Source organism: Vibrio sp. Hep-1b-8 (assembly GCF_006124995.1).
In the GTDB taxonomy this organism is placed as follows: Bacteria; Pseudomonadota; Gammaproteobacteria; order Enterobacterales; family Vibrionaceae; genus Vibrio.
On sequence record NZ_QEWN01000093.1, the window covers coordinates 1 to 15,194 of the forward strand.

Consider the following 15,194-nt stretch of genomic DNA (forward strand, 5'->3'; position numbering starts at 1 on the left):
AGAGATCGCAGGTTCACTGACGTCTCGAATCAATGATAATTTTCAGGTACTCAAGCCTGCATTTTCAAGTTGATTGGGTATAGAAGATTAAAAATGCAATATATTGTTAGCCGTTAATTTTCGACGATTATATCTAATCCTATAAATTTATTTATAGCTTTGACAATCGCCATGATTCCGTTCATCTGAGCATAATAATATTTCAAGGCCAGTTTTTCGCTAGTTAGTCATTTATTTAAGGGCATTGCAGTCTCATGCCGACCACAGTCGTTCACTGTATGAAACCGTGTTAGCAAATAACGAAGTACTTTAAGCCTCGGTTACGTTAGATAAGCTCAGCAAGGCCCTTTTTCAAATTGAAGTGTCAGATCTAGTCGGAACTAATGCACATTAGCGTCTGTCTTGCCATAAAGCTATTTTGACTTCTGGTTTAGGTAATCTAGTACCACTTCATGGTGATCTTTGGTTTTGAATTTTTGGAATACATGTTCGAGGTTACCAGCTTCATCAATTAGGAAACTGGTTCTAACAACTCCCATATTTTCACGACCCATGAACTTCTTAAGTTGCCAAACACCGTACTTTTCACAAACAGCGTGTTCTTCATCGGCTAGCAACGTGAAGTTCAGCTCTTGCTTATTGATAAAGTTGGTTAGCTTTTTTGGGGCGTCAGGGCTGACGCCAAGAACTACAACATTGTGATCATCCAGTTCAGCTTTATTGTCACGTAATCCCTGAGCCTGAACGGTGCAGCCTGGTGTTGAAGCGCGTGGGTAGAAGTAGAGCAGTACTTTTTTTCCTTGAAGTTCAGATAGTGTCACTGGGTTATTGTCCTGATCATTCAGGGTAAAATCTGGTGCTGTTTGTCCAGTTTCAATTGCCATCGGTTTTTCCTTACTTTCTAATATATTATATCCGCCGTAGAGTGAACCCCTACGCCGTGTTTTGAGCCTTTATTTTGTTAGTGTGCGTCCATCACATCAAAGCCGAGTGTTCATGACACGCCTTATTGACTATTTTTTATGAAATTAAGTGAGCCTTGTACCTCTAGGTCACGGCAAAGCGTGTCGAACTCTTCTTGTAATTGCATCAGGTTACACTCGGACCCAACGGTAGCCGTGATGGCAATGTGAAATTGATCTGACGCCGCATCGATTTTGGCTTTATCTATGGTCTGAGCACTGAGCGAGGATAAACCGATCTCTTTTTGAGCAAAAAAGTGAGTAAATTTTTCCGTCAGTCCAGGCTTATCAGCCGATTCTACAAACACTTCAAGTGTGTAGGCGTTTTCTAGATAAGCGTGAGTAGATGTACGTTTCATTATCGTGATCAGATCATGTTCTTGACCAAGCAGGGGAAGGGTCGTTTCTACCCGAGTGATGGCAGCATTGTTACCTGAAAGTAACATAATGAGAGTAAATTCATTGCCGAATAGGGCGATACGACTGTCAACAATATTGCATCCAGACTGAGTGACTAGGTGTACAACTTGGTTGCAGACACCCGGGCGATCTGTTCCTACCGCAGTAATCACTAGATGTTGAGTCATAGGTTCACTTTTATCAAAGTTGTTTTTATTAATGAGAGAGCTTAGCACAGAAGCGAGTGAGAAAAATGCGCCAGACAACGCTTTTTGTTACCGAATTGAGTCTGCTTTAATCGGATCGACAACGAGCACCGAATTCTTCACTTAGTACTGACACGGCGGAAAATAGAAGGAGTATGTTGCCAGAGTTCTAACATCCAATAAATATTCATTCATTTAGGTGATTTAAGCGCATCTAAGTGCTTGTCTTTATCAATCGCCTTACAGTACCATGCGATAAGTATCTAAATTAGGGAGAAAGACATGTTTTCAGGAAGTATTGTAGCGTTAATTACACCGTTTAATCATGATGGCGAAGTAGATTACGTGAGCCTGAAGAAGCTGGTGGAGTACCATATTGCAGCGGGCAGCGATGGCATCGTAGCAGTCGGTACGACCGGTGAATCGGCAACGCTGACTATTGAAGAGCATGTCAAGGTCGTGACGAAGTCGGTCGAATTTGCTGACGGGCGAATCCCTATTATTGCTGGAACGGGTGCAAATGCAACGCACGAGTCTGTCACATTCAGCCGTCTACTAAACAACTCAGGGATTGCAGGTTGTTTAAGTGTTACGCCTTACTACAACAAACCAACGCAAGAAGGTTTGTACCAGCACTACAAAGCCATCGCAGAAGAGAGCGATGTACCACAAATTTTGTACAACGTACCAGGCCGTACTGCGGTAGACTTACTGCCAGAAACAGTGGCGCGTTTGTCTGAAATCGAAAATATTGTTGCACTTAAAGATGCGACAGGCGATTTAAGCAGAATTGCAATTCACCGTGAACTTTGTGGCGAAGATTTTATCTTACTAAGTGGTGACGACCTAACAGGTTTGGAATTCGTTAAACAGGGCGGCAATGGTGTTATCTCGGTAACCAATAACATTGCAGCCGCAGACATGGCGAAAATGTTCAAACTGGCTCGTGAAGGTAAGTACGAAGAAGCGGAAATTATTAACCAACGCTTGATGCCTTTACATAAAAACCTGTTTATCGAGTCGAACCCAATTCCAGTCAAGTGGGCAGCGCATAAACTAGGCCTGATTGAACATGGTAGTTTGCGTCTGCCACTGACAGAGCTATCTGAAAGTGCTCGCCCGACTGTGGCTCAAGCAATGACGGAAGCTTGCATTTACTAAATTTGAATATGGATGGCCGGAGCAATGCTCCGGCTTACAAGTATCAGGAGTTTCAATGAAATTGTCTCACCAGCTAGTCGTCAGTTCACTAGCTGTTTTTGTTTTAAGTGCATGTTCAGGCAGTGCGACACAACGTCGTCAGGCTAAGGATGACTTTGAATACTTAAATACGGCACCGATGCAAGAGTGGAAGTTGACTGAAGGGGCAACTCCGCAGTTTTACACTAACTATCAAATTCCTCTGGGGGAGTTTTCTGGTGGTGTAGGTAAAGAGGTTGATATTCGTCCTCCTCAGCAAGTATTAGAATTGATTCCGGGTGCGAGAGCTGAACGTAGGCGCGGTGAAACGACACTTTGGCTACTCCGTGAAGATGAAGTTGAGAAAGTTTGGCAAACCGCAGAGAAGATGCTGCAAGAGCGAAACATAGCGATTCGCGAACAGACTTCAACACGTATAGAGACCGATTGGGTAAGCTGGATGTCTGAAGACGAGGACGTTGAGCTTGGCGCACGTTACCAAATTGAGCGCGTCGTTGCTGATGGCCGTCATGGCTTTCGTATTTCTTTAATTGATTGGCGTGAAGCAGGCAAAAAGCTACCTGTTACTGCTACTAACAAAGAACGTTACAACGCGCTGATGACTAACTTAGTGACGGCTCGTTATGACCTAGACTTACGTGAAGAAGCAGCTCGTAAAGCAGAACAGTTAGTGAAGCAGATCCCGATTACAATGGGTTCAGACCGCAGTGGCTTCCCTGTTATTATTGCTCGAACTCAATACAACGTACTGTGGAACCGTCTACCGACTCTTCTGCCGACTATTGGCTTTACTCTTGAAGAGCGTAACCAATCTCAAGGTACGGTCAAAGCGAAGTATGCGGCACCTGATGATAAGTTCTGGAACGATATTGGTGTCAAACCAATTGGTCTAAACTCAGGGACTTACACCTTCCTATTTGGTGATCTTGGTAACCGTACTTCAATTAACGTGACCGATTCATCTGGTAAGCCAGTCGAAGCAAAACTGCTTAAAGATATGGTGCCGGTGTTGGCTGCGGTTATTGAAAAACAAGCGCGGTAATACCGATTGTTCCCAATAAAAAAGCTGACCTAAGGTCAGCTTTTTTTGTATGTGTTTATCGTGATTACAACACCATTGCTGCAATCCAACCAAATACAATCAGTGGGATATTGTAGTGGATAAAGGTTGGTACCACGGTTTCCCAGATATGTTCGTGTTGACCATCAGCATTTAGACCAGATGTTGGGCCTAAGGTTGAATCCGAAGCCGGAGAACCTGCATCACCCAAAGCCGCTGCGGTACCAACAAGTGCGATAGTGGCCATTGGTGAGAAGCCGAAAGCCGCCGCGAGTGGTACGTAAATAGTGGCAAGAATTGGAATGGTTGAGAATGATGAACCAATCCCCATTGTTACCAACAGACCAACAACCAGCATCAGTAGTGCCGCCATAGGTTTGTTATCACCAATACTGGTTGAAAGTGCTTCAACGAGAGATTCAACACCACCCGTTTGTTTCATCACTGCGGCAAAACCTGCCGCTGCAATCATGATAAAGCCGATCATTGCCATCATGTGAACACCTTTAGTGAACACGTCATGGGTTTCTTTCCACGCAATCACACCGCCGAAAATAAACACCATGAAGCCAGCAAGGCCACCAATAATCATAGAACCAGTTGAAAGCTGAACGCTAAGAGCGGCAACAATACCGACAGCGGCAACCAATACGTTTTTCTTGTTGATCTCCTTTGGACTTTCTTCAACATGAGTCAGCTCAGTTTCTTTGTACTGGCGAGGCTTGCGATAGCTAAAGAAAATCGCAGTAACAAGACCAAAAACCATACCAGCAGCAGGAAGCAGCATAGCAACAGGCACTTGGCTTGCAACGACGCTTTCTAGGCCGTTCTCGTGCAAGTTTTTCAGCAGAATGTTGTTGAGGAAGATACCGCCAAAACCAATTGGCAGCACCATGTAGGGTGTAACGAGACCAAACGTCAGTACACAAGCAATCATACGACGATCGAGGTTTAGCTTGGCAAACACGCCTAGTAGAGGTGGAATAAGAATTGGGATAAAGGCGATGTGAACAGGAATAATGTTTTGTGATGACATAGTCACCAAAACTAATGCAACCAGCACCGCATACTTCAGGCCAGTTGACGCCGATGCGTTTTCTTTACCGTGAATACGTTTAATCACGCTATTTGCTAGCAGGTCTGTGATTCCAGAGCGAGAGATAGCAACAGCAAAAGTACCGAGCATTGCATAGCTTAGAGCGATGGTAGCGCCACCACCTAGACCACTTTCAAATGCGGAGATAGCTTGATTCAGTTCCATACCTGAAACCAAGCCACCGACGATAGCACTGAATGTCAGTGCGACCACGACATTGACTCGCATCAGTGCTAAAGCAAGCATGACACATACAGAAATGACAACAGGGTTCATAATTTACTCATAAGTTGTGTTTACATTTTTATTTTATTGTTTCGGCATCCGATGCAACGAGTGGCCAGCCACCAAGAGCTTTCCATTTATTGACAATGCCGCAAAAGAGCTCAGCCGTTTTTTGAGTATCGTATAGAGCTGAGTGAGCTTCTTTATTGTCAAATTCCATCCCAGCCGTTTTGCACGCTTTAGCCAAAACAGTCTGACCGTAGGCCAAACCACTTAGTGTTGCAGTATCAAAGGTAGCGAAGGGGTGAAATGGGACACGCTTTAGCTTGCAGCGCTCACTCGCTTCCATCACGAAATTGTGATCGAAAGTTGCGTTGTGAGCGACCATGATGGCGCGACTACAATCTGCAGCTTTTTGTTCCTTGCGCACAAGCTTGTAGATTTCCTTGAGAGCATGGTCTTCTGTCACAGCACCACGCAGCGGACTATATGGATCGCGAATCCCATTAAAGTCGAGCGCTTCTTTTTCAATGTTAGCGCCCTCAAAAGGTTCGACATGAAAATGAATGGTTGACGCGGGGACAAGATCGCCGTTTTCGTCCATCTTTAGAGTAATGGCACAGATTTCCAGTAGGGCATCTGTTTTGGCGTTGAATCCCGCAGTTTCCACGTCAATAACGACGGGAAAGTAACCACGGAATCGTTTTTTTAGCGTCAATGCTTCGTTTTCTATAGTCATGTGTGCTTCGTATTATGTGACAGGGCAGGCATTATTGCAGATTCTTTCAGCAAGAAAAACCGTTAATGCTGATTGAAAAAGAAACATTGTAAATTTGTACTATACAAATGTGTTGGCTAGATTTTTGCATTGTATTTGTCGCGGGCGATCGAGCGGCAAAAGCCACCTCGCCAGAGTTCAGCTAAGAGAAGAAGTATCGTATGAAGAAGTTGTTTGCAACCAGTTTAGCCTTGTCCATGACAGCGTTTACTGTCCAAGCGTATGCGTTGGATAAGCAGTATGTTGCAAAGCCTCAGCAATCGACGTGGCAAATGGTTGCCAATACACCATTGGAATGTCGACTCGTACATCCTATCCCCAATTATGGTGATGCGGTGTTTTCTTCTTACGCCAGTAAGAAAATCAATCTCGACTTTGAGCTCAAGATGAAACGCCCTATGGGGCAAACTCGTGATGTTAGCCTTGTCTCTATGCCTCCAGCATGGCGACCAGGAGAAGGTGCCGACCGGATAACCAGTATCCGCTTTTTCCAACAGTTTGATGGCTATGTTGGCGGACAAACTGCGTGGAATATTCTGGGTGAGTTAGAGAAGGGGCGATACCCGACATTCAGTTATCAAGAATGGCGCAGCCGTGACGAAAGAATAGAGGTTGCACTCTCATCGGTGCTTTTCCAACGTTCTTACAATGTCTTTAGTGATTGTATTGCCAATTTACTGCCTTACAGCTTCGAAGATATCGCATTTACTATTCTTCACTATGACCGTACTAGCGTAGAGCTGAATAAACAGTCACAGAAACGCTTGGCGCAAATTGCTGAATATATTAAGCACAACCGAGATATCGATTTAGTGCTTGTCTCAACCTATACCGATGCCGATGATAGTAAGAGTTCGAGCCAAAACTTATCGGAACGACGTGCAGAAGTGTTGCAAGAATACTTTAAGTCGTTAGGCTTGCCGGAAGATCGTATCCGGGTTCAAGGTTATGGTAAACGTCGACCGATTGACGACAACTCATCACCAATTGGCAAAGACAGAAACCGCCGCGTCGTTATATCCTTGGGTCGTACTCAGGTTTAAACCGCTGAGCAACTCAATAGCTAAAAGCCAGCATATCGCTGGCTTTTAGCTATTGAGGGCACCAGATCAGTTTAATCTGAATTTAGCAATCAGGTTACAATTGGTAGCAGTATCAATATCTTGCACCATTCTAGCGATGTTTGGATTAGGGTGTCTTTTCATAAATTCGATCAGGGCTTTCTTACAGCATCCCATCGAGTCAATGAAAGCATCGCACTGGGTATTTGGGCATTGTGGGACGAGAGTCAGTACTTTTTCTGATGCTAGTTGGAGATACTTCAGTTCATATTTCTCGTCGCCAATATTGCGCCAGAACATCGCCATGTTGTGGCACGATATCACTGAAATCATCAAACGATCTTCTACATCGACCTCGTCTTGCTCACTAATACGTTCACTCAGAGTGAGTGCTTGTTGGTAATGAAGTATGCCACGTAGATGGTCATCATCACTCATGGCTAGATCAGCCAGCAAGGTATGCTCCTCCCATTCGGTAATGCCCATGTTATCAATCTCCTCGGTGCGAACAGTTAGAGATTAAGTGATAATCATTATCAAGTAAAGTCTAAAAATTAGGACAGCGAGTTGCTGTCCTAATGTTGGATTGATGCTAGGGCGTTTTAGCCTTCCAAACCTGCAGAGGCTTGCTTGTTTTGGATCAGCTCGATCATGTAACCGTCTGGGTCTTTAACAAACGCGATATGTGTTGTACCGCCTTTAACAGGGCCAGGTTCACGAGTCACATTGCCTCCTGCAGCTTTGATAGCCTCACAAGTTGAGTAAATGTCGTCGACGCCAATAGCGATGTGTCCAAATGCTGTGCCTAGGTCGTATTCCGTCGTTCCCCAGTTGTAGGTCAGCTCAATCACAGCGCCTTGAGATTCGTCACCAAAGCCAATGAAGGCTAGCGTGTATTCGTACTCTTTATTTTCATTAGTACGAAGTAGCTGCATTCCCATTACTTCAGTGTAAAACTTGATTGATTTATCTAAGTCACCAACACGAAGCATCGTGTGTAAGATGCGTCCATTTGACATTGTTATGCTCTCCTAGTTTTCTGGATATACTTTCTTTAAATTCACATTATATTTACAAAAAGTGTTTTTAGTAAGTGAGTGATTAAGTAGAATTCTATACCGAATCAACTTGAAGATGCAGGCTTGAGAACCTGAAAATTATCATTAATTCGAGATGTCAAAGAGCCTGCGATCTCTGGAAGAATCACAGCAAAAAATTGGTCTATTGCCGCATTGAAGTCCTGTTTTCTTTTGAAGTAAACGTTGTTCCTCGACTTCTCATTCATTACTTTCCATAGCTGCTCTATTGGGTTGAGGTTTGGACTGTAAGGTGGAAGATAATGCAGTTTAATATTCAGAACAAACGCCGCATCTTTGACTAAGTCACTACGATGATATCCCGCACCATCTAAGATGATATGAAGCTTATGGGCTAACGGATAACTTTCTCTTAACTTACAGAAAAAGCGAACAATACTTTCACTGTTAATACTTTTGTAATTGTGAATGATGGTGGCACCAATATCCGACAGGTTCAGTGCGCCAATAATGTTCAATCAGCTACGGTTGCCCGTCGTTTCAATCACCTTATCTTGACCAGTACGTATCCAGCCATGAGATATTTTTGTCGATAAGGTTGGGTGAACAGCGTCGATAAAGACTATAGATTCATCCGTGCCACAGCTTGCCTTTAGAGCTTCATCGGCCCTAGCTGTTTTGCTTCATCAAACTTGTGTGGTACGCCTTTCGGTTGCTTGTAGCTAAAACCATTGTAGTGAAGCCATTTGTTCATACCAGAAATCGTGTAATCAAGTCCAAATGTCTCTTTAACGTAGGCGACAATTTGATGAGTGTGAAAATAGGTTTTCTCAGTCAAATGCTCGATTAGGTGCATGGTTTGAGCAGCAGAAAGCTTACTTTGGCTTCCGCCATTCTCAGGCTTAAGTTTTTCAGAAAGTACGTAGTCACTGAGGTGACGTGCAACGGTCGATTCATGAATACGAAGAGCTTGTGAAATCATAGTCTGACTCCAGCCTTCAGAAGCCTTTAATACGGTCGCAAACTCGACTATCACGTTCAATGTCGTGCATTTGTTCGAGTTGCAGTTTCAGTTGAGAAGTCAGTGTAATTTTCATGGTTCGTAGCGTGATTCTGATTCTATTGAAAATCAAGAATCTTCAATGTTCAAGGGTATAGGTAAAACATGGTTTTTTGGGAATCTAATTGATCATTATTCATTACAAAAAATATAACTTTGTAAATGTAAGCGATTTATAGCTTCAAAATATGGTGAATAGTGCCAGAAATCCTTTACAAAAAGAAAGCATTAACCCCCGAAATTCTGATTAAAGAATGCTACTGTTATGATCCTCGATACAGTTTAGCTGAACCGATTTTCTATGGGTAATGTAGTTTGAGTACTTCCCAGCTCATTTCTTCGTCAATCTATCACAAAACGCAAAAATGTAATAATCGTATTGTAAACCTCCCCTGAAACGCAAGGTGAGATCGCGAACATTTTCTAACCACTTAGAATGATCAGTTTGACGATCATATCTAGCTGTGATCATATACTCTCCTTTAAGAAAGAGACCTACCCACAATGCATATCGATGAGTTTAAAGAGCACTTCCATTTAGTCGCAGATAAGCGCCAGTCAGCAAAGGTTACGTATTGCTTGTTTGAAGTTCTGTTCGGCTCATTGTGCGCTGTTATTGCTGGTGGGCGTTGTTGCCTAAATCAGTTGAACCTTTTTCGAGTCTTGCGATCTGACCCTTTATGATGGTTAGAGCGGTGGTGACATGGGTAAGGCAAAAAAGAAGATAACTAACTGGGCGGAGTACAATAAGGCTCTGTGTAAACGGGGCTCGGTTACGTTCTGGATAGATGATTCAGCTGTAGATGCATGGCGATGCAAAACCCATCATGGTAAGCGTGGTAGAGGTTTCCAGTACTCTGATACAGCGATTGAAACTGCATTGATGATTAAGGGGATATTCTCTCTACCATTGCGTGCGCTTCAAGGTTTTATCGACTCTATCTTTGAGCTATTGGAGGTTCCCCTGACTACACGTGTATCAGCAAACGCTCGAAGACAGTTCAAGTCAAATATCGTAACAAATCCAGAGGAGCTATTCGCCATATCGCTATTGACTCGACTGGTCTCAAAGTCTTTGGCGAAGGTGAGTGGAAGGTGAAAAAGCACGGCGCCGAAAAACGCAGAACTTGGCGCAAACTGCACTTAGCCGTTGATGTAGAAACTCATGAGGCCATTAGTGCAGAAGTCAGTCTTGTAAGTGTTGGCGATAGCGAAGTGTTGTCAACATTACTCAACCCTTTACGTAGAAAGATAGATACCGTATCTGCCGATGGAGCGTATGACACAAAAAGTTGCTATGAGACCCTGAAAAATAAGGGCAGTACTCCGTTGATACCGCCTCGCAAGAATGCGGCGCTTTGGGAAGATGGGCATCCCAGAAATGAAGCAGTAAAGGCTCTGAAAAACGGAACAATAGCGGAGTGGAAATCTGAGTCGGGTTATCACTATCGCTCAATATCTGAGACTGCAATGTCTCGATATAAAGGACTAACCAGCGGTAAATTGAGCTTGAGATGTTATAACGCTCAAGTTGGTGAGGCACTGGCAAATGTCAAAGCAATGAACAAAGTCATAGGACTAGGTATGCCTGTTAGAAGCTAACGGCTAGTCATATATGGCGTCGTTGATCTTCAAGCTGATTTGATCAACAACGCCTTGCTGGTGCCAAAGGTTGGTTTGATATTCGTGAGTACATCCGTGGTCATCATGAGTGGTTTAAACGTAATGGTATGTTTGTTAATGATATTCCTGCCGATGATACGATTGCTCGCATTATCTCTAAGATAGAACCAGAGCCCTTTCATACTTGCTTTATAAACTGGATGTCAGCAGTACATTCCCTTACTGAGGGGCAACTCGTTGAGATTAATGGTAAAACACTTCGGGGCTCCTACAACCGAGATGACCGAGCTAGTACTATCCATATGATTAACGCCTACGCTTCGTCCAATAAGCTCGTACTTGGACAGCTCAAAACAGAAGAAAAGAGCAACGAGATCACAGCAATACCTGAGCTCATCAAACTTCTTGATATCAAAGGCGCTCTAGTCACAATTGATGCGATGGCATGCCAAACGGAAGTAGCCAAAACTATCATCGAACAAGATGCTGACTACTTACTTGCGGTTAAAAATAATCAAGGAAAGTTACGCAAAGCAGTAGAGCAGGCTTTTGCAAAACAACGAGCATCAAAGCCCAAAAATATCAAAATCGAGCAGGGTCACGGCCGTATTGAAGTCCGTCAAAGCTATGTGTTAAGCAGTGAAACGCTCGAAGGTAACTTCTCTCGTTGGAAAGGATTAAAATCGGTCATTATGGTGGAAAACTTCCGTTACCATAAAGGCAAAGTAGCAGAGCTAGAGTATCGATACTACATCAGCTCAAAGCAATTGAGTGCGGAGCAAGCGGCAAGCGCAGTAAGGGAGCACTGGGGTATCGAGTCAATGCACTGGGTCTTAGATGTGACGATGGCTGAGGATGCCTGCCAAATCTATAAAGACCACGGAGCCGAAAACCTAGCTTGCCTTCGCCATATAGGGTTGAATATGTTGCGCACAGAGCCGACTAAACTCAGTATCGTTGGAAAACAGAAGCGTTGTATGATGAACACAGCGATGCTAGAGGCGGTCTTGAGTGAAGGCCTAAACGCGGTGGGTAAAAATTAAACACTCATGCGGTCGCCCTGCCCTGAAACGATGGTGTTAGCGTAACAATGAGTCATGTTAGGCGCACTTTTAACTGAACTCGAATTAGGAAAAAAAGTTATTTTGTGTAGGGGTTTTCCTTAAATGCTGCGTGTTGTTTGAGGTATTTTTTTACTTTCATTAATGTAAATACTGTTATTTATAAACTGCCAAATAAAAATTTGGTGTATTAGTTGGAGTTCGGTAATGAAGGTAAATAATTATTTGATATGGGCTGTTCTTGCCACCTCAGGATTTAGTCTAATAGGGTGTAATGATGAAATTACGGTTATCGAGAGTATAAATCCAGAGTCAACAGAGTTTTATACAGCGCCCTCTTTTTTATCTGCTAACGTGGTTGATTACAATAATGTTAGGGCACAAGTAAATGGTGATGGTAGTTATACTTTTAAGCTTGCTCCAGAACTTATCACTTATCCTGTAACTTTTAGTGCTCTTATTTCTGAGGGTTATAAGAAGCCCGTGAGCGTAACGCTTAGTACCCATCAAGGAGTTGTGGCCACCGCCGTTACTTCCTTTATTAGTCGTTTCCCTGTAAAAGAGCAAGATGCAATTTTATCACGCCTTTCTGAACTGACGGGTATCCAAGTTGACCGTTTAGTGGATAATTTTGAGTTAAGAAATGATGTTGAAACTGCTAAAGTGTCTCGCGTTTTGTATTATATTGATTTATTTGATTTAGAGGACAGATTTGATGAATTTTTAATTGATGGTATTGACTATCGATTTACAACTAGGGAAAAGTCAGGTAGCGATTTTCTCACTTTGTTTAATGAATTTGCAGAAAATGAAATTACTCGAAGCGAAAATGCTAAACTTGCCACTCATTATTATTATTCTCGAAATTTAAAAAACATACTAAAAACTATATCCAATTTGTCTCAGGATGTCGATCTGAAGGGTTTCTACACCGAAATGGATCGTTACCGAAATAAAGAGTTAAACGGTGTTTTTGGTAGTGATGGTGTTGGCATTTTTTCTCGCACAGTGAACAATAGTTCAAAGTACAGCTACTCTGACACGTTTGAGGGTGTTAGCAATTACATTGAGGCGTATGTCAGTGATAGCCGAACTATTAGTTATACTGACCAGCAGTTACTCACGTATTTTACGTTGTCAGAACGAAATCGATCACTTCTCGAAGGCAATGAAAAATCAGTTTATGTCGATTTGTTCAATGAAGTACTGAATCTTAATGCTGACCTTCGGAAATCCACTTTTTATACACCAGACCAAATTCTGGGTGCGGTTGACAATTTACGCCAGCTTTTTTTAGATGGAACCCCCTATAACAAATCCCATTTTGTCGATGACGTCAAATCTCTGTTTGGTATCCAGCTATCGAGTACTGCGATCGAGCTAATTAAATATAAACTTGATAACGGTGAAGTCACAGCTCATGGGTGGGATATTTCTGATTACGTTAGTTTTATCGACACACACAATAAAGATGATGCTCCAAGTCATTATACCCTTAACGTTAAGTTGCTTGACGGAACAGCTCTGACAGAGTTTAACCCAGTGAAAGGTACGGGGGCAAAAGCTGGGCAGGTCATTGCCGAGGTATCAGCTGAGGCTCTCAATGGTTTGATACTTGGTGAAAACAGTTTGGACTTTTTAATAACCGGAGAAGATGCATCCCTCTTTACTTATGAGTGGAATGAACAGAAAGCGCGCTACCAAATACTACTTGCGAATAATCTATTCCAATCCTCTAATCCACAAGCGACTCTCTCTTTTGAAGCAGTCTGGAAGAAGTACGATAGTGAAGAGATTCTGTCGGAGAGTATTGATTTTACCATAAGTGAAGACAAGGAGTTCTTTGGTGTAGGACGTGTTGCATTTCGTCCGACCAATCCAAGTATAGCTAATGACGTCGGAAATCAAATTCATGCTTACTTTAACAAGCCGATTGATGAAAGCTCTATAGCATCGGCTGTAGTCACTCTCTCTGACAGTAATATTATGATAGGTGAAGTGGGTCGCTCAGATAGTGAAGAGAATGTACTCGTGATTAATATAGATACCTCTGACGTCCAGATTCAGTCAATCGAACGCGATAAAGGAACGAAGTACGCTTACCTTCGTGGAGACTCCACTGGAAAAGATGAAAATGGTTTGTTCCGTAGTGATATTTTTGATGCGTCACTTTATGACTCTGATGATGTTTTAACTGTACAGATCTCGGGTAATCTGCGCGGGATTAATCAAGATGGCTCAACAGTAAATCTCGATTCGAGCCTAAGTGTGCCGGCGAGTAGTATTATATATCGTGGTATAAACTATGAACTAACGCGTTCACCATTGACTGGGCGTCTGTTTATGGCACAAAACCTCGGGGCGACCAGTAAGTGTGATAACCAAAGTGTGAGTCTTGATACTGTCTTACCTACTTGTCGTGGTAATTATTTCCAATATGGTCGTATTTATGATGGTCACGAGATATTTAATCACCCTACACTAACGAATAGTGATGTAACCTCCCGTACAAGCGCAATTAGCTTTAGTGACAAGGGGTGGAATCCCGAAACCGCTAACTTCTTGTCTATTACAACAGGAAATCAATGGGTTGACGTCGCTGATAGATATTTTTGGGCAGATAGCCCGCTGAAAGATACGTCGACAGGAACTTATTGCCCAGTGGGATATAGAGTACCTTCTATTGTAGAGTACGACACTGAGTTTGCACATATTGCCGCTAGCATGGTGGGTAAATATATCAATAACTTCAGTGAGTCGTTTTTCTACATGGGGTTCTCGGGTAACCGCGATAAATATGGTGATTTGGGAACAGAAAACTTCTACACTCTTATGACATACGGCACTGTCAGTGGAAACAACTTCAGGACAGGTACTTTTGGTATTTTGAATAACTTGACAGGTTACAGAGGCCATTTTTGGAACCACTTTAATGGGCAACGCGCATTACGGGGACTTAACATGCGTTGTATGAAGGAGTACAAGTAATAAGCGATCTGAAGTTGCTTTGGATGGCCCCCCAAAATGGGGGGCTACTTTTGTTGTTCTAGGGTGCCGCTTGGAAAACGGAAAATATCCCAGGGTGAGATCGCGAACATTTTCTAACCACTTAGAATGATCGGTTTGACGATCATATCTAGCTGTGATCATATACTCTCTTTTAAGAAAGAGACCTACCCACAATGCATATCGATGAGTTTAAAGAGTACTTCCATTTAGTCGCAGATAAGCGCCAATCAGCAAAGGTTACGTATTGCTTGTTTGAGGTTCTGGTCGGCTCATTGTGCGCTGTTATTGCTGGTGCCAAAGGTTGGTTTGATATTCGTGAGTACATCCTTGGTCATCATGAGTGGTTTAAACGTAATGGTATGTTTGTTAATGATATTCCTGCCGATGATACGATTGCTCGCATTATCTCTAAGATAG

At 42.9% G+C, this 15,194-nt stretch carries 11 protein-coding genes and 4 pseudogenes; 8 read left to right on the forward strand and 7 right to left on the reverse strand.

Annotated features, from left to right (window positions below):
* Positions 1 to 413: 413 nt before the first annotated feature.
* Positions 414 to 884, reverse strand: coding sequence for a thioredoxin-dependent thiol peroxidase (gene bcp, locus DA100_RS10380; RefSeq protein WP_138972070.1), 471 nt, complete (start codon positions 882 to 884; stop codon positions 414 to 416).
* A gap of 122 nt (positions 885 to 1,006) precedes the next feature.
* A complete protein-coding gene (locus DA100_RS10385; protein WP_138972071.1) occupies positions 1,007 to 1,549 on the reverse strand; it encodes a glycine cleavage system protein R in 543 nt (180 codons plus the stop codon).
* Between the two features lie 300 nt (positions 1,550 to 1,849).
* Between DA100_RS10385 and dapA the strand changes: the two genes are divergently transcribed.
* Complete coding sequence (dapA, locus tag DA100_RS10390; RefSeq protein WP_138972072.1) at positions 1,850 to 2,728, forward strand: 4-hydroxy-tetrahydrodipicolinate synthase; 879 nt, start codon at positions 1,850 to 1,852, stop codon at positions 2,726 to 2,728.
* Between the two features lie 55 nt (positions 2,729 to 2,783).
* Positions 2,784 to 3,809 carry an outer membrane protein assembly factor BamC gene (bamC, locus tag DA100_RS10395; protein ID WP_138972073.1) on the forward strand — a complete coding sequence of 342 codons (1,026 nt, stop codon included), beginning with the start codon at positions 2,784 to 2,786 and terminating at the stop codon, positions 3,807 to 3,809.
* Between the two features lie 64 nt (positions 3,810 to 3,873).
* On the opposite strand, the gene DA100_RS10400 is transcribed toward bamC, so the two are convergent.
* Both DA100_RS10400 and rnt read right to left on the reverse strand, forming a co-directional pair.
* Positions 3,874 to 5,199, reverse strand: a complete 1,326-nt coding sequence (locus tag DA100_RS10400) for a Na+/H+ antiporter family protein (RefSeq protein WP_138972074.1) — start codon at positions 5,197 to 5,199, stop codon at positions 3,874 to 3,876.
* 28 nt (positions 5,200 to 5,227) lie between these two features.
* On the reverse strand, positions 5,228 to 5,887 hold the full coding sequence (gene rnt / locus DA100_RS10405; RefSeq protein WP_138972075.1) for a ribonuclease T: 660 nt from the start codon (positions 5,885 to 5,887) through the stop codon (positions 5,228 to 5,230).
* Positions 5,888 to 6,123: 236 nt separating this feature from the next.
* On the opposite strand from rnt, the gene DA100_RS10410 reads away from it, so the two are divergent.
* Positions 6,124 to 6,969, forward strand: a complete 846-nt coding sequence (locus DA100_RS10410; RefSeq protein ID WP_240800906.1) for an OmpA family protein — start codon at positions 6,124 to 6,126, stop codon at positions 6,967 to 6,969.
* A gap of 66 nt (positions 6,970 to 7,035) precedes the next feature.
* Here DA100_RS10410 and DA100_RS10415 read toward each other — a convergent pair whose 3' ends face one another.
* The 3 genes and pseudogenes from DA100_RS10415 to DA100_RS10425 all read right to left on the reverse strand — a co-directional run bounded on the left by DA100_RS10415 (position 7,036) and on the right by DA100_RS10425 (position 9,121).
* Complete coding sequence (locus DA100_RS10415; protein WP_138972077.1) at positions 7,036 to 7,473, reverse strand: DUF2753 domain-containing protein; 438 nt, start codon at positions 7,471 to 7,473, stop codon at positions 7,036 to 7,038.
* Positions 7,474 to 7,589: 116 nt separating this feature from the next.
* The gene (gene gloA / locus DA100_RS10420; protein ID WP_138972078.1) at positions 7,590 to 8,006 is read right to left on the reverse strand and encodes a lactoylglutathione lyase; all 417 of its coding nucleotides are present in this window, start codon (positions 8,004 to 8,006) and stop codon (positions 7,590 to 7,592) included.
* A 104-nt stretch (positions 8,007 to 8,110) separates the two neighbouring features.
* Positions 8,111 to 9,121: pseudogene (locus DA100_RS10425) on the reverse strand (IS630 family transposase).
* 467 nt (positions 9,122 to 9,588) lie between these two features.
* Here DA100_RS10425 and DA100_RS10430 point away from each other — a divergent pair.
* From DA100_RS10430 to DA100_RS10450, 5 genes and pseudogenes are all read left to right on the forward strand, one after another.
* Positions 9,589 to 9,714, forward strand: a pseudogene (locus tag DA100_RS10430) (ISAs1 family transposase); the annotation flags it as partial.
* 73 nt (positions 9,715 to 9,787) lie between these two features.
* Positions 9,788 to 10,686 (forward strand): annotated as a pseudogene (locus DA100_RS10435) (IS5 family transposase).
* A gap of 53 nt (positions 10,687 to 10,739) precedes the next feature.
* A pseudogene (locus tag DA100_RS10440) lies at positions 10,740 to 11,750 on the forward strand (ISAs1 family transposase); the annotation flags it as partial.
* A gap of 225 nt (positions 11,751 to 11,975) precedes the next feature.
* A complete protein-coding gene (locus DA100_RS10445) occupies positions 11,976 to 14,756 on the forward strand; it encodes a hypothetical protein (protein ID WP_138972079.1) in 2,781 nt (926 codons plus the stop codon).
* A gap of 194 nt (positions 14,757 to 14,950) precedes the next feature.
* Positions 14,951 to 15,194, forward strand: a 244-nt coding sequence (locus DA100_RS10450; RefSeq protein WP_138972080.1) for a transposase family protein, incomplete at its 3' end; no start/stop codon positions are given.